Source organism: Bacillus nitratireducens, from assembly GCF_001884135.1.
Classification (GTDB): domain Bacteria; phylum Bacillota; class Bacilli; order Bacillales; family Bacillaceae_G; genus Bacillus_A; species Bacillus_A nitratireducens.
The window spans coordinates 1-19,616 of sequence record NZ_MAOC01000007.1; the positions used below are offsets into that span (position 1 = coordinate 1).

A 19,616-nucleotide genomic window follows, 5' to 3' on the forward strand; every position below is an offset into this window, starting at 1 on the left:
TACTGGTGCCACTGGACCTCAAGGTGCTCAAGGACCAACCGGTGCTACTGGTATAGGAGTTACCGGACCTACTGGACCTAGCTTCCCAGTAGCGACAATCGTTGTAACAAACAACATCCAACAAACAGTACTCCAATTTAATAACTTTATTTTTAGTACTGCAATTAACGTAAACAATATTATCTTTAACGGCATAAATACAGTTACTGTTATTAACGCTGGTATTTATGTAATTAGCGTATCTATTTCTACAACTGCTCCAGGATGCGCTCCACTTGGAGTAGGAATTTCAATTAACGGGGCAGTCGCTACTGACAACTTCTCTTCAAATCTCATAGGCGACTCACTTTCATTTACTACAATCGAAACATTAGCTGCTGGAGCAAACATTTCTGTCCAATCTACTCTTAACGAGATTACGGTCCCCGCAACAGGAAACACTAACATTCGCCTTACTGTATTTAGAATCGCTTAAATTTCACTATGTATTGTTTATGACAAATAAAAAAAGAGCGAGAAACTCGCTCTTTTTTTGTTATGTACAATAATTCATTACTACTCTAATTCAATCGAAACATTTTTTTGTGGTACGAATGTAGAAATTGCATGTTTATAAATAAGCTGTTGCTTACCTTCTGTTTCCAGTAGGACTGTAAAATTATCAAATCCTTTAATTAATCCACGAAGCTGGAAACCATTTAATAAGTACAGCGTAACAAACGTATTTTCTTTACGGAGTTGATTTAAAAACTGATCTTGAATATTGATTGATTGCTTCATGTCGAATCCTCCTCTTTTTCTCTACTTACTATTATTCGACTTTAGTTGTAACTTTCCTTCTATGTATCGTAAAATTTCTGACGTTTTTTCACCATCTGTAACATCAAACCATGTGACATCCATTTTATTACGGAACCACGTTAATTGACGTTTTGCATAACGACGTGAATTCGTCTTTAATTGTGATACCGCTTCTTCTAAAGAGACACGATTCTCAAAATAATCATATACCTCTTTATACCCAATCGCTTGAATAGATTGACAATCTCTCATCCCACGATTATACAGCCCTTCTACTTCCTCTAATAAACCTTGTTCCATCATTAAATCCACTCGTAAGTTAATGCGATCGTATAGCATTTCTCGATCCATTGTCAAGCCAATTAGTGAAACATCATATAATAACTCGTTTTCTTGTTTTTCGAGTTGTTCACTCATTTTTTCACCCGTCGTGTGGAAAATTTCTAACGCCCGAATGACACGACGCACATTATTAGCATGAATACGCTCCGCGCTTTCTGGATCTACTTCTTGCAATTTTTTATGTACATATTCCACACCACGTTCTAAAGCTAACTTTTCCATTTGTTCTCGGTATGTAGCATCACCAGCATCATCTGTAAACTGATAATCGAATAAAACAGATTGTATATAAAGACCGGTTCCACCAACTATAATTGGCAATTTACCACGCTTTGTAATGTCTCGAATATGTTTACGAACACGTTCTTGAAATTCCGCAACGGAAAATGATTCTTCCGGATCTTTTATATCGACCATATAATGTGGAATTCCATCCATCTCTTCTTTTGTTACCTTTGCAGTACCAATATCCATCGTGCGATAGATCTGCATGGAATCGCCACTTATAATTTCACCGTTCAACGCTTTTGCAAGATCGATACTTAACTTCGTCTTCCCAACAGCAGTGGGTCCAATTATGACAGCAACTTTTTCACGTTGCACTTCTCCCATATCATTCAACTCTCTTTATGTAATGTACTCCATCTATTGATTATACCCAATCTTACCAATTTTAACGACATGATTGCAAGTTCTTTCATTTCGGTAAATGAAATTATAAATAAAAAAAGAACATAGTTTGTCCAATTCTGCATATACATGATAAAAATCGCTCGGAGGGGATGGTTGACTATGAAACAATCCACTATCAATTTTTCAACACTTACAAATGACCTCATTTTGGCTACAGCTACAAAAGAACAAAATTGTTCACAAGACGAATTATACTTCGCCTTAAATTGTTTACTACGTTCTTTTCATTCTACTCTTCAAGAAACAACGTTACATTCAGAAGACACACATACAGAGTATATGCAAACTCAATTTTGCAGCGCATATAAAATTATTACAGGTAAAACAATTTATCCATTTCAATAACCATTCTTTTAGGCGATATTGTTATTACAAAATGATAAAAAGCGGTTGCTTACATATTTTCAAGCAACCGCTTTTTATCATTAATAAAGATAAACTATTTTATAACTTTCACTTTAACGGATTTACGACCCCAACTATCAGCATTGCTATCTGAACCAACTAAAACATCAATACGATTTCCTTTAATCGCGCCACCAGTATCTCCAGCAATCGCTTCTCCATATCCTTCCACCCACACTTTTGATCCAAGAGGGATTACTTTTGGATCCACAGCAATTACTTTCATATTTGGATTTGCTGTTAAATCATGACCCATCGCAGTTAATACACGACCACCATACGTACCATTCTCACTTGGATGCGCTGTATATGCTGTCGCTTCTACTGTTATTTCGCGTCCACCAGCAGGCGCACTTGTTTCAGTAGATTTCACAACTGGTTTCACAGCTGACTTCTCTTTTGCCACAGGTTTACTTGATTCTACACTCTTAACTGCTTCTTTACTCTTAACTGCCGTATTATTTTTAACCGACGTTTTCACTCTAGCCGGTGCTTCTTCTTGAGTTACCACTTCTTTCGTTTCAATCACAGGTGCCGTTCCTGTTAAAAATGGAACGTGAACATATGCCGCTTTCCCATTATATTCGAATTGTAACCATTCATTTTGAACTTGATTTGTCGTTTCAATCACATCATCTTTATTAAGTTTGCCAATAATTTCAGAGTCAGTATTCGCTCCAGCACGAACATTTAATACGTTCGCCGCTACATAATAAGTACTTTTTGTAAATTCAGCACTTACAAACGCTTCTTTACCATCTAACTTAATTTTTGTCCATCCGTTTTCTGTATTTATTACATCTAATTTATTCCCATTTAACATTTTACCTACAAGCTTTGACTCTACATTTGGGTTTTCTCTAACGTTTAATACATCCGTTGTTACAATCGTTTCCGCTTTCGCAGAACCTACAAAAATCCCAAGACCAAAAACTGCTGCTGTTGCTATACCTAATAATTTTTTCATGAATAGCCTCCATTTGCTTTGTTTTCGTATTTTCATTATAGCAACAGATTTTGGTGATTTTTAGAAATCACACAATTACAAAGCATTCGTAATATACGATTAATGAGCTGTAACATAAATTTCCATATTCATAAAGTGCATTTTCAATAGAATCCCCAATAGTTTTCATATATTTTCCACATAGAAGCATGAGAATTTTTTCCAGAAAAAATTACAGTATTACTGTTTTGTTACAAAAAAATCACGTTTCATTACATCTTTTACCAAAATTCATCACTCTCCAACTATTAACCTACTTTTTTGTAATAAAAAAGGAACAACCCCTATTAGCTGTCCCTTTTATCATTTATTTAACTTTCTTTTTCCAAACACCTATCATAACCGCTGAAACAATCGTTCCAATTAATATAGAGAAAATATATAGCAACGGTTTATTTACTAATGCGATAACAAACAACCCACCATGCGGTGCTGGTAATGTAATTTGGAATAACATAGATAACGCACCCGCAATACTTGAACCAACAACACAACTTACAATTACTCGAACTGGATCTGCAGCTGCAAATGGAATCGCACCTTCTGTAATAAACGAAGCTCCCATTATATAATTTGTTAAGCCAGATTTACGTTCCGCTTCTGTAAACTTCGATTTAAAGAATGTTGTTGCGAATGCAATTGCTAATGGCGGTACCATACCACCAGCCATTACAGCAGAGTGCACTCCAAAATTCTTTGCTTCTATTGCAGCAATACCAAATGTAAATGCCGCTTTATTAATTGGGCCACCCATATCAATTGCCATCATGCCACCTAAAATAAGACCTAATAATATAGCATTCGTTCCACTCAAACCATTTAACCATCCTGTTAACATTTCATTTAATGCTACTACAGGTGGGTTTACTACTTTTTGCATAACAACTCCTGTAATTAACAATCCAAAGACTGGATATAACAAAACAGGTTTAATTCCTTCTAACTGTACTGGTAATCCCGAAAACAATCTTTTCAATCCTAAAACAACATATCCAGCTAAGAAACCAGCAATTAATCCACCTAAAAATCCAGCATTCGCTTGCGCTGCTAAAAATCCACCGACAACACCAGGCATAAAACCAGGTCGATCAGCAATAGAACTTGCAATAAATCCAGCTAAAATAGGTACAAGGAATAAAAAGGCTCCTTTTTCTCCACCGCCAATATTCATTAATATTTCAGCAATAGGACCTTCCGCCTTAATTCCACCGAACATAAATGCTAATGCAATTAAAATCCCGCCACCAACAACGAATGGAAGCATATTACTTACACCGCTCATTAAATGCTTATAAATTCCTAATCCTTTTTCGTTCTCTGTACTTTCTGTCTCCCCATCTTCTTTTATTCCTTTAAAGATTGACGTATCTTGTTTTACAGCTCGATTAAGAAGTGTTTCCGTTTTTCTAATCCCATCAGCGACTGGCACTTGAATGACATGCTTTCCAGCAAAACGGTTCATTTCTACTTGTTTATCTGCCGCAACAATAATCGCTGTTGCGCGTTCAATATCCTCTTTCGTTAAACCGTTCTTTATACCTGTTGACCCATTCGTTTCAACTTTAATTGCAATCCCTAACTCTGCCGCTTTCGCCTTCAAACTATCAGCAGCCATATATGTGTGAGCGATACCAGTCGGACAAGCTGTGACAGCTAATACGTATGGTTCATTCCCTTCTGGCTTTGCCACTTCAACTTCTTCTTCTTTTTCATTCTCTTTTTCATCAAACAAACGAAGAAGTTCCTCTTCATCTTTCGCTTCTAATAGTTGCTTACGAAACCCTTCATCCATTAGTACTGTAGATAGACGCGACAACGTTTCTAAATGAGTATTATTCGCCCCTTCACTCGCAGCAATCATAAAGAATAAATGCGCTGACTGTCCGTCAAGTGATTCATAGTTGATACCGCTTACACTTCTACCAAAACAAATCGCTGGTTGCTTAACAGCTTTCGTCTTCGCATGAGGTATAGCAATACCTTCACCAATTCCAGTCGTACTTTGTGACTCCCGCTTTAAAATAGCTTCTTTAAATTCCACTTTACTATTTAAACGATTTGCGCCGTTTAATTTCTCAACTAATTCATCTATGACAGCTTCTTTATTTGAAGCTGTCAAATTCATAATGACTGTATCCCTTTTTAATAGTTCTGTAATTTTCATATGTTGCTTCCCCCTATCGCTTAGCTACAATTACTTGCGACAATAATTCTTCTACTTTTTCCTTTTCACATAAATCAGCTGAAAATGCTGTTGCACTCCCTGTAGCAACGCCATATTGAAATGCCTTTTCAATATCTTTTGTCTGTTCATATTTACCTACAAATCCTGCAACGAGAGAATCTCCGGCCCCAACCGAATTAATTACAACACCTTTCGGAACAGTTGCTTCATATATACCTTCTGCCGTAAATAATAAAGCTCCATCTCCGGCCATTGATACGATAACATGCTCTACACCTTGTTCAACTAATTTTCTTCCATACGGTAAAATATCTTCTACTGTTGAAATCTCTACCCCAAATAACTCACCAAGTTCATGATGATTAGGCTTTATTAAAAATGGCTTATTTTTAATTACATGCTGCAGTGCACTTCCGCTCGCATCTACTACTACGCGAATACCTTTTTCAGCTCCGAACGCTGCGATTGATTCATAAAAAGTAGTTGAGATAGACGCCGGTACGCTTCCAGCTAGTACAATACAATCTCCCTGCTTCATACTTTCAATTTGTTTCATTAATTGTTCAAATTGCTCATTTGTCACAATAGGGCCTTGCCCGTTTAATTCTGTCTCTTCTTGACCTTTTATTTTCACATTAATTCGGGAATCTCCGTCTACTTGAACGAAGTTTGTTGTTACACCTTCCGCCTGTAATACATCTTTAATAAATTGACCAGTAAATCCACCAGTAAATCCAAGCGCTACATTTTCAACACCTAAACGATGAAGAACGCGAGAAACATTAATCCCTTTTCCTCCAGGAAACTTCATATCTTTCTCTGCTCGATTTACTGCGCCTAAATCGAAGGAATTAACTTGTACTACATAATCAATAGATGGGTTTAAAGTAACTGTATAGATCATTGTTTATCAGCCTCAATTACATTGGTTTGTCTTTTATATTTTTCTAAATCAATTTCTAAATGGTTTGTAATAATACTTGCATCTTCAACATTTGCAATTTTCGCAAACGCAACTTCTGAAAACTTGCTTTCATCAATTAAGAAATATCCTTCGTTTGCTAATGTTAATGCCATTTGTTTTAAGAGTGCCTCTTCTGGATCTGGAGTTGTAAAACCAAGCTGTTCATGTACACCATTCGCTCCTAAAAAACATTTATCAAAACGATACTTCTGCATACTTTCCTGTGCCATAGCACCAATTAAAGCTTTCGTCCTACTCTTCATCATCCCGCCTAGTAAATACGCACGAATATTATTTTCAACTAAAGCTTCAATATGCATAAGTCCATTCGTAACGACTGTAACGTCTTTATTTATTAAAAATGGAATCATTTCAAATGTTGTACTTCCTGCATCTAAATAAATACAATCACCTTGTTCAACAACGCTAGCCGCATACTTGGCAATTTGTTGTTTTATTTGAATGTTTTTGGATGACTTTTCAACCATCGTTGGCTCTTGTCCTTTTCCTGTTAAAACAGCAGCACCACCATGAACTCTTTTTAATAACCTTTGCTTTTCCAATTGTGCTAAATCACGACGAATTGTTGATTCAGAGCTTTCTGTTCTTTCCACTAATTGTTGTAATTTAACAACCTTCTGCTCTTTTACAAGTTGCAATATCATTTGATGACGTTCAGGAGTTAACATTTTATTCACCTCTTCTTTGATTACAGTATAATGAAAACGATCACAAAAATCAACCATAAACATTCACGAATAATCAAAAACAATCAAAAACAGTTATAAACAACAAAAATAAACCCATTTGATATAACAATCAAATGGGTTTATTTACTCGATTCACTTATAAAGAAGCTTTATATATGCTTAAGACATCGTCTTTATTTAATTTTTTAAAGTTACCAAATTCGCCATAAGCCATCGCTTTATCTGCCATTAATTCAATTTCATTTTCCCCAATAGTATAATCAGCTAATGTTACCGGTGCCTCAATTGAAGTCCAAAATTGACGTAACGCCTCAATTCCTTCTAACGCAATTTCTCGATCAGTCTTTCTATCTGTTTCTACATCGAATACACGAATAGCGAACTGTTTAAAACGACTTACATTTTCATCTACAACATGCTTCATCCAGTTCGGGAATAAAATCGCAAGACCTCCTCCATGTGGTATATCATGAACAGCTGAAACTGCATGCTCAATATTATGAGTCGCCCAATCTCCTTTTACTCCCATCGCTAAAATGCCATTTAACGCCATAGTCCCGCAATATAAAATAGTTTCTCTATGCTCATAATTTTCTAAATCACTTAACAGCTTGGGAGCTGTTTCAATTACTGTTTTTAAAACAGATTCACAATAACGATCTTGCAGTTCAGTATTTGTTCCATGATGGAAATATTGCTCTAATACATGTGACATAATATCTACCATACCGTAAATTGTTTGATCCCTCGGTACAGACGCAGTATGAACTGGATCTAAAATCGAAAACTGCGGGAAAGTAACCGGGCTACCCCAGCCATATTTTTCATTCGTTTCCCAGTTTGTAATGACAGAACCAGCATTCATTTCAGATCCTGTTGCCGCAAGCGTAAGCACAGTACCAAATGGTAACGCCTCGCTAGCAAATGCTTTTTTCGTTACAATATCCCACACATCTCCATCGTACTTACTACCAGCTGCAATTGCTTTCGTACAGTCAATTACACTTCCCCCACCAACTGCTAAAATAAATTCAACGCCATTATCTTTACAAATTTGAATCCCTTTCTTTACAGTTGATACACGAGGGTTCGGTTCAACACCTGTCAATTCAAATACTTCCGCATTTATATTTTTTAAAATAGAAATTACATTATCATATATACCGTTTCTTTTAATGCTGCCTCCTCCGTATACGAGAAGAACTTTTTTACCGAACTGTGGAATTTCAGTTTTTAACTGCTCTAATTGTCCTTTACCAAAAATAAGTTTTGTCGGATTACGAAATACAAAATTTTGCATATCTTTTTACCATCCCTTCTATTTAAAAAGCAACTATACTTTTGTATACCATATTTTTTTCATTTCACAAAAATATTTGCTTAATAAAAAAATCCCAGCCTTTAGGGCTGAGATTTTTTATTGATAATAAGGTGAGATCATTAAGTAAACAATAACACCAGATAAACTTACATATAACCAAATTGGCATCGTCCATCGTACGATTTTACGGTGACGTGTTAATTGATTCGTAAAACCAAATACAAGTGCGAACAATGCAAGTGGTACAATAATTGCCGCAAGGATAATATGTGTAATTAAAATGATGAAATACACATATTTAATGAATCCTTCCCCGCCAAAATGTGTTGCCGGAGCCAAGTAATGATACGATAAATACGACACACAGAATAGCAAGGTCGTTGTGAATGCCGCAAGAATGAAGCCACGGTGCATTTTCACATTCTTTTTAATAATAGAGTATAAAGCTGCTAATAAGAATACGAACGTAAAGCTATTAAAAATTGCATTTAACATTGGTAAAATCGTTACATCAAAATGTAATTCTCCTTCATAGCCAACAGGTCCAAAGAACAAAAATAAAATAATCGCATTTACAATTACAGAAAGCGTTATCACAATAGGAGCATAGCTTTTCTGATTAGTTGATTGATCCACCAAAATGGTCACTCCTCTTCCTTCAAATATGTATACGTAACCTCACTATTTTAACATATTATTCACAGTGTAAATGTGACAATAGTTTGACACAGTAAGACAGAGCAAAGAAAAAAATCCTTCTTAATAAAACTTCTTAAGAAGGATTTTATCGCTTTATTATTTAAATAGCAATGTAATTAGTTTTTGTTGAAAAACGTATTGCTATATGCTTGAAAAATTTCAGACACTTGATATCCCATTAAAGAAATTGCTGTTAATGAAAAGAAACCAATCATAAGAAATCGAAACCACATATAAATCTCCTCCTTGTATTTAGCCTATAAAGCAGTTGCTATATTACAAGTTGAGTGGCACTCTTCATCGTCACTTTCCTTTTTCTTTACAATTGCTGTTATAAATCGAATCATAAAGAAAATAACAAAAGGAAATTGTTCGTAATTTACCTTGGCATAGTTTAGCAACGGCTCGCGCTGCACATCGAACGGAGATGAGAAGGAATAGAACATACCTTGCTCTTCCATATATACAATTACAATTTTCATACAAAATACTATTCCTAGAAACGAAACAATATCTTGCCATTCTGTCGTATATAACAAGTTATACAGCTCTAATACGTACTCTTCCATCATCATCCCCCCTTCCTTTTTTACCATTTTGCTCGCCTTCGTATAAAAAGTCAAGAAAAAAGTTTATATTCACTATGACAATAGTAATTACTCTTTTCTTTACTTATATATGAATCTTTTCTAGCAATGATTGGATATACCTTTCTTCGAAAACAAAAAATTAGAATTGAACGGGTTCTTTATCCTCACTTTTAGGATTCAAAACCGAACTATTTTTATTTCTATTAAAAATAAAATAAGAAACTATAATAAGAACAGTAACAAGCATCGTTAAAAGTGCTTGTGAACGTAAAGATTCAATTGCAACCATTGCAACTAAAACTGCTATAATAGCGGCAATTGTAACATACGTTACATACGGGAAAAGCCACATTTTCACTTTCAAATTTTGTTGTTCTACTTTCCCCATTTTTTTACGTATCTTTAAATGTGAAACTGCTATAACGAGATAAACTAGTAACGCAATCCCACCAGATGCATTCACTAAAAATAAAAAGACTTTATCTGGAGATATGTAACTAAAAACAACTCCAATATAAGCAAAGAACGTTCCAAATAAAACTGCCCGAACTGGAACACCACTACTGTTCAAATTTAAAAATGCCTTTGGAGCATCTCCTCTTTCTGCCATCGAAAAAAGCATTCTTGAGTTTGTATATAAACCTGAATTCAAGCAAGAAAGTACAGCTGTTAAAACGATAAAATTCATAATTTGTGCTGCCGCTGGTATTCCTATATGTTCAAGGACCGCTACAAACGGACTTTTTAATATGTTTGCTGAATTCCATGGAAGAAGTGTAACAACTACAGCGATAGATCCAATAAAAAATACGAGAATACGCCAAATTACACTATTTGTTGCTGTTTTTACTGCTTTTACAGGTTCGGCAGATTCACCAGCCGCTACTGCAACAATCTCTGATCCCATAAATGAAAATATAACGACGGTGATTCCAAGCAGCACCGAACTTATACCATTTGGCATAAACCCTCCTTGCCCTACTAAGTTTGAAGTGCCAGGTGCTTCCGTTCCTGGTACAAACCCTAAAATCACAGCAAGACCAAGGCATAGGAACAAAACAATACTAATTACTTTAATAAATGAAAACCAATATTCAAACTCTCCAAATGATTTCACTGAAAAAACATTCGTCAACGTTAATAAAATTGTTAATAGTAAGCTTAATAACCATAGTGGGATTTGTGGAATCCAGTATTGAATGATACCAGCCCCTGCTGTAGCTTCTATTGCAATAACAATTACCCAGAAGAACCAATATAGCCACCCAATTGTATAACCCGCCCAGGGACCGATTGCTTCTCGTGCATATGTTGCAAACGAACCACTTGTCGGATTAATAGCTGCCATTTCCCCCAGCATTCTCATAACGAAAATAACTAGAAGTCCTGCTAATGCATATGAAACGATAGAACCTGGCCCTGCTGAATGCACAACCGCACCACTTCCGACAAACAAACCAGCTCCTATTACACCGCCAATTGAGATCATTGTAATGTGGCGTATTTTGAGATCTTTCTTAAGATTTTTATCCAACTCTTGTACATCCCCTTCCAAACTTGATTTTGAAATTTATGTAAGAGTATTATGCGAAAAATCTTGTCCTACACTTTAAAATATATCAAAATATTCTGAATTTAACAATTACAATGCAAGCTCCTACAGAAATTATTACATTAGGTTTAATAATTTTCCATACAAAATTGTTGAGAAAATTATAGATCTAGATAACTTTTTGTATAGATTATATTTCGATACTATTTCCACTCAAAAAACAACAATAGATCCCTTTACAACCTATTGTTGTTTTTATTTATGCAAATTAATTTATCGCATTCACATCTAAAGTCTCAAGAAATTCTTTTCCATCTCTTAAATAACTATTCACAAGACTTAAAAGCAACTTCCCACCAACCAACATCGCACGTTCATCAAAATCGAATTGAGGATGATGATGTGGATATGTGGCTCCTATTTCTTCATTACCCGAACCTGTGAAGAAAAATGCTCCTGGCACATGTTCTAAGTAGTATGCAAAATCCTCTCCCCCCATAATCGGTGGTACTTCAATGACCTTTTCTCTTCCAATATCTCGTTTCGCAATCTCCATAAAATGACTCGTTTCATCTAAATGATTTATTAATATCGGATAGCCGCGTTTATATTGAATATTAACTTCAGCATGAAGAGATTGACAAATCCCCTCAACAACTCTTTTAAATTCCTTCTCCATAAATTCTCTCACTTCAGGATCCATCGTCCGAATTGTCCCTGTAAATATAGCAGTATCCGCAATAATATTATCTGCTTGACCAGCATGGAATGTACCAACTGTTAAAACTGCTGATTGAAGTGGATCGACTTTTCTACTCACTAAAAGTTGCAACTGATTAATAACTTGTGTTGCAACGATAATGGCATCTACAGTATGATGCGGCATACCTCCGTGACCGCCTCGCCCTTGAATCTTCACTTCAAAAGTATCAGCTGCCGCCATCATTGCTCCCACTTTCGCACCAACAATTCCTACAGGCATTTGAGAAGATAAATGTGTGCCAAAAACAACATCTACTCCTTCTAAACAACCATCCTCAATCATAGCAATTGCTCCGCCAGGCTCTTTCTCTTCTGCATGTTGATGAATAAGGACTATTTTTCCTGAAAGTTGGTCTCTGTTATCACTTAATATTTTTGCAACTCCTAAAAGTGTTGCTGTATGTCCATCATGGCCACAAGCGTGCATTACGCCAGGAACCTTTGATTTATATGAAACTTTCTTTTCATCTTGAATAGGTAGTGCATCAAAATCAGCACGTAGCGCTATCGTCTTCCCAGGTCTTCCGCCTTCAATTACGCCGATTACCCCTCTTCCCCCAACATCTGTTTTCACATCAATATGAAAACTTTTTAAGATTTCAGCTATTTTTTTCGGTGTTTCTATTTCTTGAAACGATAGCTCTGGGTATTGATGAAAATCTCTTCGCCACGAAATCATTTGGTTATATATACTTTCCAATTCTTTATGCCATGTTTCTATCATAGAAATTCCCCTTTCTTTTTTAACACTTTAAATAAAAGTTACATAATATTCTGTATTTAATCAATAAAAAAGAAAACTTTCTCTGAAAGTCCTCTTACTATTCTAGTAATAGTCTAGTTACTATTTTGCTTCAACACAAATACTGAAAGCTCAGGTACACTCCAAAATCTAACTGGCATTCGGGTTGTCCCAATACCACGATTTACGTATAAATGTAACAGCTTACTCTGCCCTTCTAACTCATACATACCCTCAACATAGCTCTCAGCTAATTTTGTAGTAATTAATGGACCTATAAAAGGAATTTGAACTTGTCCTCCGTGACTATGGCCTGACATTTGAAAATCAACTGGGTAACGAGCTACTTTATCTACAACATCTGGCTCATGTACTAATAGCATATTGAAATCTTGTTGCCTTACATGTTTTAAAGTCGAGTCTATTTGTGGCTTCCCTAATAAAAAATCATCCAAACCTGATATTGTAATATACTTACCATTTTCCGCTTTAATTTTCTGCACTTCATTTACTAACACAGAAAAACCAGCTTCCTCCATATACTTTTTGTAAAATAAACTACCGCCCCCACCTCTATCATGATTCCCAAACACAGCATATTTTCCTAGGGGAGCTTTAATTTTCTGCAAAATAACTTTTGCTTCTTCTCTTTCCGCCTTATAGGATCCAAACTTATCTATTAAATCTCCTGTAAAAACTACTATATCTGGATGTAATTCATTCATCTTCTCCACCAAATTTTCTAGTTGTTTCAATGTAAAATCTGGTCCTAAATGTACATCTGAGAACTGCAATATTTTTTTATTATTAAACTCTTTAGGAATTGTAGGAGCTTCTATTTCATTCCACGTAACTGTTACTAGTCTTCTTTCTATTTCTGTCGCATAGAAGTACAAACTTATTGGTATCATTACTATACTTATGAAACTAATAATACATATCTTTACCATTGATTTTTTTCGTTCTTTTTTTACATGATGCGTATTCATGTTTTCACCTCTAAAATCACTTTAAATCCTCATTGTTACATTAATGTGACAACATGAACAATGTTCGTTATATCCAATTTTACCTCTACTCACTTTGACAAATTTATACAGAAGTCATAACATATTTTTATAATACATAGATTCTTTAAAATGTTTCTTCTATTCATTCCATCATTTTATTAAGGAGAGGTTATTCATGTCTGTATTTACACCAGAAGAAATTACGGAACTTGCTGCTAATTCTGGAAGAAAAAAAGCTCATTTATCATTGCTCCCTATGCTAATTCTCGGTTTTTTTGGTGGTGCTTTCATAGCATTAGGATATTTACTTGATATCCATGTTATTGGAACAATGCCAAAATCTTGGGGATCATTTACTAGTTTTCTAGGTGCTGCCGTATTCCCTATCGGTCTTATACTTGTTATCCTTGCAGGCGGTGAATTAGTAACTGGCAATATGATGACCGTTTCAATGGCGTGGCTTCACAAAAAAATCGACTTATTTCACTTCATACGAAATTTAGTTATTGTTACGTTTAGCAACTTCATAGGTGCTGTATTCGTCGCTTATTTTTTCGGTCACATCGTCGGCTTAACGGAGGGAGCTTTTTTAGCAAAAACAGTTTCTATTGCACAAGCTAAACTACAAGATACACCACTGCAAGCCTTCATTTCTGCAATCGGGTGCAATTGGCTCGTTTGTTTAGCTGTTTGGCTCAGTATGGGAAGTAAAGAATTTATCGGAAAGATTGTCGGTATTTGGTTCCCTGTTATGACTTTTGTTGCGATTGGATTTCAACACGTTGTAGCCAATATGTTTGTCATCCCAGCTGCAATTTTTTCTGGTCATTTAACTTGGGTTGAATATTTTCCAAACTTCATTTTTGTTTTCTTCGGAAACTTAGTAGGGGGCATGTTATTTGTAGCATTACCTTATTTCCTATCTTATAATAAGAAACTACCTTCCAATAAAGAGCAAACTGCATTAAAGAAAAAGTCTGTATCCGCTTAAATTGAATGTCTATAAAGTGGTTCTAAAAAATATTACAAATTTCATTTTTTTTGCGAATATATGTACGTACACTTGTTCTCGAATGTTTTATACGTTATAATAACAACTTAAATAGCATTATTTACATATGAGGTGAAAAACATGAATAAAACAGAATTAATTAAAAACGTAGCACAAAATGCTGAGATTTCTCAAAAAGAAGCTACTGTAGTTGTACAAACTGTAGTAGAATCAATCACTAACGCTTTAGCTGCTGGTGAAAAAGTACAACTTATCGGATTCGGTACATTCGAAGTTCGTGAAAGAGCTGCTCGTACAGGCCGTAACCCACAAACTGGTGAAGAAATGCAAATCGCAGCTTCTAAAGTACCTGCTTTCAAAGCTGGTAAAGAACTAAAAGAAGCTGTAAAATAATGAAAAAATAGCCTTCTCGTTTACGAGAGGGCTATTTTTTTCATTATATAATTAATAAAAATCTGACCATTATGCTGTTTCTTTTGTTCCTTTATGCAAATAAAACCTTTACTTTCAAAGAAAGGTTTTGCTGTAATACTCGCCTCTGTATATATCTCCCTATGCCCCAAGTTTACTGCTTCTTTTTCTAACTTCTGTAGTATGTAGGAAGCTATCCTTTTCCCTTGATAATCTTTATGTGTAAATAAACGATCTACGTAATGCTCATCATTATAATCCCCAAATCCCACTATCACACCGTTATAATCCGCTACATAACTAATATTCTTCTCTAAAGACTTTAACCAGCTTTCTCTCTCTAGTTGATTTGGTGCCCATGCCTGTAGCTGTAACACGTTATAATCTTTTGCATTAATTGTATGAACTGTTTCATAGAATAACTGTAATACTTGTTCTAAATCCTCTTTATGGAATGTTCTAATGATCATATCTTTTAACATATATGAACCTCCTTACTAAACTATCATTTAACTTTTCTACCATCTAGTATTCAATATTTCTGCTTTATTATATCTTTTTTCTTTCTATATAAACAAAAAACAATACTTATTTCAAAGTATTGTTTTTTTGTTTAAAAGCATATGCAATTACTCTATAGATTTTTATTTTTTTAATTTCACTCTTTGCAGTCGTAATGCATTTAATACAACGGATACAGAACTAAATGCCATCGCCGCTCCTGCAACCCAAGGTGCTAAGAAACCTAATGCTGCAATTGGGATCCCTAAGCCGTTATAAGCTAACGCCCAGAATAGGTTTTGCTTAATATTTCTAATCGTCATTTTACTCATAAAAATTGCATCAGCAATGCTATTTAAATCACCACGGATTAACGTAATATCTGCCGCTTCCATCGCTACATCCGTTCCTGTTCCAATTGCCATACCAATGTCTGCTGTAGCAAGAGCAGGAGCATCATTTATTCCATCCCCAACCATCGCTACTTTCTTACCTTGCGCTTGGAGTTTTTTCACTTCTTCTGCTTTTCCTTCTGGTAATACTTCTGCAATTACGTGATCAATACCAACTTGCTTAGCGATTGCCTGAGCAGTTTGTGTATTATCTCCTGTAATCATAACAACGTCTAGACCCATTTTCTTAAGTCTTGCGATAGCTGCTTTTGAAGTATCTTTTACAGTATCTGCAACGGCCACTATACCAGCATATTCTTTATCTATCGCAATAAGCATTGCTGTTTTTCCTTCTCGTTCTAGCTCTTCCATCGATTTAGAAATTTCTTCAATATCAATATCGAATTTCTTCATTAATCGACGTGTACCAATTAATAATTGTTTCCCTTCTACAACTGATTCGATACCGAATCCTGGAATCGCTTCAAACGTTTCTGAACTTGGGATATCAATTTTCTTTTCTTTAATTCCTTCTACAATCGCTTCTGCAAGTGGATGTTCAGAATTTTTTTCTGCCGCACCTACTAAACGTAGTATTTCTTCTTCATGGAATCCATCTGCTACAATTACATCTGTTAAAACAGGCTTCCCGTTTGTCACAGTACCTGTTTTATCTAGAATAACTGTATCTAATCGGTGCGTTGCTTCTAAATGCTCTCCACCTTTAAATAAAATACCATACTCAGCTGATCTTCCTGATCCAGCCATAATAGATGTAGGTGTCGCAAGACCTAATGCACATGGACAAGCGATAACAAGTACGGCTATCATTTTCTCAAGTGCTCCGCCAAAATCACCAGGTGTAACAAATAGCATCCACACTGCAAATGTGATAATAGCAATCACAACTACAACCGGTACGAAAACACCTGAAATTTGATCTGCTACCCTTTGAATAGGAGCTTTTGAACCTTGCGCCTCTTCTACTACTTTAATAATTTGAGCTAATGCCGTATCTCTTCCTACCTTAGTTGCTTTCACTTTTAAAAAGCCATTTTTATTTATTGTAGAACCGATTACTACATCCCCAATTGTTTTATCAACCGGAATACTCTCGCCTGTTAACATCGATTCATCTATTGCTGACTTTCCTTCTACAATTTCCCCATCTACCGGGATTTTTTCCCCTGGTTTCACATAAACGATATCACCAGCTACCACTTCTTCGATTAAAATCTTTATTTCTGTTCCATCTCGTACAACAGTAGCGGTTTTCGCCTGTAATCCCATTAATTTTTTAATCGCTTCTGACGAGCGTCCTTTTGCTTTCGCCTCAAATAATTTACCTAAAATAATTAACGTAATAAGTACTGCGCTCGTTTCAAAATACAAGTCTGTCATATGTTCCGAAGAACCAATGGATTGAATGCTTAAATACACACTGTAGAAATATGCCGCAGACGTTCCAAGTGCCACGAGAACATCCATATTGGCGCTTTTATTACGTAATGCTTTATAAGCCCCAACATAAAACTGCCCACCAATGATAAACTGAACTGGAGTTGCAAGAGCTAGCTGCACCCAAGGATTCATAAGCATATCAGGTAAATAAATAAACGATGTAAATGAGAAGTGACTTACCATTGCCCACAATAACGGGAATGATAAAATAAACGAAATGATAAACTTCTTCTTTTGTCGCTCAATTTCTTGTAAGCGATGATCAGTTGATCCATCTTTCTCATCTGATTTCACTTCCAATTTATATCCTAATTTCGTAATTGCACTCTTCATTTCATTTACATTAATTTCATCAGGATTAAAATCTACTGTAGCCGATTCCAAAGCGAAATTTACTGTCGCTCCGTTCACACCTTCTAACTTATTTAAACGCTTTTCTACTCTATTCGCACATGCTGCGCATGTCATCCCTGAAACAGTAAATTCAGCTTTATCACTTACAATTCCATATCCTAACGATTCAACTTTTTCCTTAAATTGTTGTGGATTTGTTTTTTGGGGATCATACATTATTTTTGTTTTTTCAAGTGCAAAATTTACATTTGCATCATGAACACCTTCTACTTTTTTCAGGCCTTTTTCAATTCTATTCGCACATGCCGCACATGTCATTCCTGATATTTGAAGATTGGCCTCTTTTTGCTCATTCATGTCTCTCACCTCTATATACCCTTATGAGGTATAATTATTAGCAAAATAAATCGTACTTCCTATAAAGTACGATTTATTTCCATATCTAAAAATAATTATTGAACATCGTATCCTTGATCTTCAATTACAGCAACGATATCTTTTAACGTTACAACTGATGAGTCGATCGTAACTTCAACAGTTCCTTCTGCTAATTGAACTTTCACTTGTTCAACACCGTTGAGCTCTTTTACACTGCTTTCAATAGAATTTACACAATGTCCACAAGACATACCTTCAACTTGTAATGTTAACTGTTCCATTTAAAATCCTCCTCTTGTTTCTTCAATGTTTGTTAATCACAATTACATCTTACCATACCCCCCTAAGGTAATCAATGGTTTTGTATCACGATTTTTCAATTATTTTCTAAAAGTTTATTTTACACACACTTTTTCACACCAATTCCCCGAAAGCCTATATAAAGGTAAACAAAAAAACAAGCCAGTTACATACTAGCTTGTTTTTACGCTTTTGAAAAACGTTCAAATACTGTCATTAATTCTTCAATTGCTTCGTCACCATTGCCATCTTTAATAGCACCTGAAACACAATGACTTGTATGGTTTTTTAATACACCCATTCCTACTTTTTTCATCGCTGCATTAATTGCTGAAATTTGCACTAAAATATCCACGCAATAACGATCATTTTCAATCATATTTTGAATACCGCGGACTTGCCCTTCAATTCTCTTTAATCTATTTATAATTTGTTCTTTTTCTTTTTCTGATCTATGTGTTACTGCTTCATGATCTTTATGATCCATATTATCACCTTCTCAAAGTTTCTCTTCATCCAATAAAACAATTGCTTTTACGAGTATACCAATTATAGCATTAATTATCTACGTATGATACCCCATATGAGTATATTTCCACTCTATGCCTATTCTTAACAACTTATTAGCTTCTCAGACTCAATTATTATGATACCCTTGCCTTTTTTCAAAAAACAATAATAAGCAGGGATTATTCATCCCCGCTTATTATTCATCCACAAATATAAAAGTCTCAATTTTCATACGTGTAAATTGAGACTTTTTTCTTCCAATATATAATTATTGCTGATCACATACTTTTGTATCATTCACTACTGAAGTTCCTTCAACGGTTACCGTATGAAAACAGTCATTTACACGAACTGTCACGACATTATCTTGCCGATCAATGATATGATATTCATTAAAATTTTTATTCAGAGCACTGCGAATTTGTTCTCCTTCATAAATTGGAATGCCATGTGATAAAACCCAAATAAGCCCAGCGATAGCAAGAATAGTTTTCATACGATCTACCTCCTTGAGA

General features: G+C 35.2%; 21 protein-coding genes. 4 read left to right on the forward strand and 17 right to left on the reverse strand.

Annotated features, from left to right (window positions below; all coding sequences use genetic code 11):
- Positions 1-475 (forward strand): Gly-Xaa-Xaa repeat protein (locus BAU23_RS28805; RefSeq protein ID WP_083583288.1); only part of this gene is annotated, 475 nt, incomplete at its 5' end.
- 80 nt (positions 476-555) lie between these two features.
- Here BAU23_RS28805 and hfq read toward each other — a convergent pair.
- Complete coding sequence (hfq, locus tag BAU23_RS01440; RefSeq protein ID WP_000813896.1) at positions 556-780, reverse strand: RNA chaperone Hfq; 225 nt, start codon at positions 778-780, stop codon at positions 556-558.
- 21 nt (positions 781-801) lie between these two features.
- Positions 802-1,755: a tRNA (adenosine(37)-N6)-dimethylallyltransferase MiaA gene (gene miaA, locus BAU23_RS01445; protein WP_016130108.1), complete on the reverse strand. Its 954-nt coding sequence runs from the start codon at positions 1,753-1,755 to the stop codon at positions 802-804.
- A gap of 180 nt (positions 1,756-1,935) precedes the next feature.
- Here miaA and BAU23_RS01450 point away from each other — a divergent pair, with 180 nt between their 5' ends.
- Positions 1,936-2,181, forward strand: a complete 246-nt coding sequence (locus BAU23_RS01450; protein ID WP_000814433.1) for a hypothetical protein — start codon at positions 1,936-1,938, stop codon at positions 2,179-2,181.
- Positions 2,182-2,275: 94 nt separating this feature from the next.
- On the opposite strand, the gene entD is transcribed toward BAU23_RS01450, so the two are convergent.
- From entD to BAU23_RS01510, 10 genes are all read right to left on the reverse strand, one after another.
- Positions 2,276-3,208 (reverse strand): cell wall-binding protein EntD, encoded by a 933-nt coding sequence (gene entD / locus BAU23_RS01455; protein ID WP_016130109.1) that lies wholly within the window; start codon positions 3,206-3,208, stop codon positions 2,276-2,278.
- A 346-nt stretch (positions 3,209-3,554) separates the two neighbouring features.
- The gene (locus BAU23_RS01460; RefSeq protein ID WP_016130110.1) at positions 3,555-5,411 is read right to left on the reverse strand and encodes a PTS fructose transporter subunit IIABC; all 1,857 of its coding nucleotides are present in this window, start codon (positions 5,409-5,411) and stop codon (positions 3,555-3,557) included.
- A gap of 13 nt (positions 5,412-5,424) precedes the next feature.
- A complete protein-coding gene (gene pfkB, locus BAU23_RS01465) occupies positions 5,425-6,336 on the reverse strand; it encodes a 1-phosphofructokinase (RefSeq protein WP_000640833.1) in 912 nt (303 codons plus the stop codon).
- A complete protein-coding gene (locus BAU23_RS01470) occupies positions 6,333-7,085 on the reverse strand; it encodes a DeoR/GlpR family DNA-binding transcription regulator (RefSeq protein ID WP_000957280.1) in 753 nt (250 codons plus the stop codon). The genes pfkB and BAU23_RS01470 overlap by 4 nt, the downstream gene beginning before the upstream one ends.
- Before the next feature lie 157 nt (positions 7,086-7,242).
- Entirely contained in the window at positions 7,243-8,406 is a 1,164-nt protein-coding gene (locus BAU23_RS01475; protein WP_016130111.1) for an iron-containing alcohol dehydrogenase, read from the reverse strand.
- Between the two features lie 117 nt (positions 8,407-8,523).
- The gene (locus tag BAU23_RS01480) at positions 8,524-9,066 is read right to left on the reverse strand and encodes a DUF420 domain-containing protein (protein WP_000228314.1); all 543 of its coding nucleotides are present in this window, start codon (positions 9,064-9,066) and stop codon (positions 8,524-8,526) included.
- Between the two features lie 317 nt (positions 9,067-9,383).
- On the reverse strand, positions 9,384-9,722 hold the full coding sequence (locus BAU23_RS01490) for a hypothetical protein (protein WP_002076883.1): 339 nt from the start codon (positions 9,720-9,722) through the stop codon (positions 9,384-9,386).
- Positions 9,723-9,855: 133 nt separating this feature from the next.
- Positions 9,856-11,250: a GABA permease gene (gene gabP / locus BAU23_RS01495; protein ID WP_016130113.1), complete on the reverse strand. Its 1,395-nt coding sequence runs from the start codon at positions 11,248-11,250 to the stop codon at positions 9,856-9,858.
- A gap of 286 nt (positions 11,251-11,536) precedes the next feature.
- Positions 11,537-12,754: a M20 metallopeptidase family protein gene (locus BAU23_RS01505; protein WP_000573492.1), complete on the reverse strand. Its 1,218-nt coding sequence runs from the start codon at positions 12,752-12,754 to the stop codon at positions 11,537-11,539.
- Between the two features lie 113 nt (positions 12,755-12,867).
- Positions 12,868-13,761 carry a metallophosphoesterase gene (locus BAU23_RS01510; RefSeq protein ID WP_001091714.1) on the reverse strand — a complete coding sequence of 298 codons (894 nt, stop codon included), beginning with the start codon at positions 13,759-13,761 and terminating at the stop codon, positions 12,868-12,870.
- A 196-nt stretch (positions 13,762-13,957) separates the two neighbouring features.
- Between BAU23_RS01510 and BAU23_RS01515 the strand changes: the two genes are divergently transcribed.
- Entirely contained in the window at positions 13,958-14,773 is an 816-nt protein-coding gene (locus BAU23_RS01515) for a formate/nitrite transporter family protein (protein WP_000110533.1), read from the forward strand.
- A gap of 141 nt (positions 14,774-14,914) precedes the next feature.
- A complete protein-coding gene (locus BAU23_RS01520) occupies positions 14,915-15,187 on the forward strand; it encodes an HU family DNA-binding protein (protein ID WP_001043903.1) in 273 nt (90 codons plus the stop codon).
- Positions 15,188-15,207: 20 nt separating this feature from the next.
- Here BAU23_RS01520 and BAU23_RS01525 read toward each other — a convergent pair whose 3' ends face one another.
- The 5 genes from BAU23_RS01525 to BAU23_RS01545 form a co-directional block, all read right to left on the reverse strand.
- Positions 15,208-15,687 carry a GNAT family N-acetyltransferase gene (locus BAU23_RS01525; RefSeq protein ID WP_000910304.1) on the reverse strand — a complete coding sequence of 160 codons (480 nt, stop codon included), beginning with the start codon at positions 15,685-15,687 and terminating at the stop codon, positions 15,208-15,210.
- A 162-nt stretch (positions 15,688-15,849) separates the two neighbouring features.
- Complete coding sequence (locus BAU23_RS01530; protein ID WP_016130114.1) at positions 15,850-18,270, reverse strand: heavy metal translocating P-type ATPase; 2,421 nt, start codon at positions 18,268-18,270, stop codon at positions 15,850-15,852.
- A 95-nt stretch (positions 18,271-18,365) separates the two neighbouring features.
- Positions 18,366-18,572, reverse strand: coding sequence for a copper chaperone CopZ (gene copZ, locus BAU23_RS01535; RefSeq protein WP_000436980.1), 207 nt, complete (start codon positions 18,570-18,572; stop codon positions 18,366-18,368).
- A 203-nt stretch (positions 18,573-18,775) separates the two neighbouring features.
- Positions 18,776-19,078, reverse strand: coding sequence for a metal-sensing transcriptional repressor (locus BAU23_RS01540; protein WP_000349635.1), 303 nt, complete (start codon positions 19,076-19,078; stop codon positions 18,776-18,778).
- Positions 19,079-19,369: 291 nt separating this feature from the next.
- Positions 19,370-19,597, reverse strand: a complete 228-nt coding sequence (locus tag BAU23_RS01545) for a hypothetical protein (RefSeq protein WP_000849103.1) — start codon at positions 19,595-19,597, stop codon at positions 19,370-19,372.
- Positions 19,598-19,616: the final 19 nt, after the last annotated feature.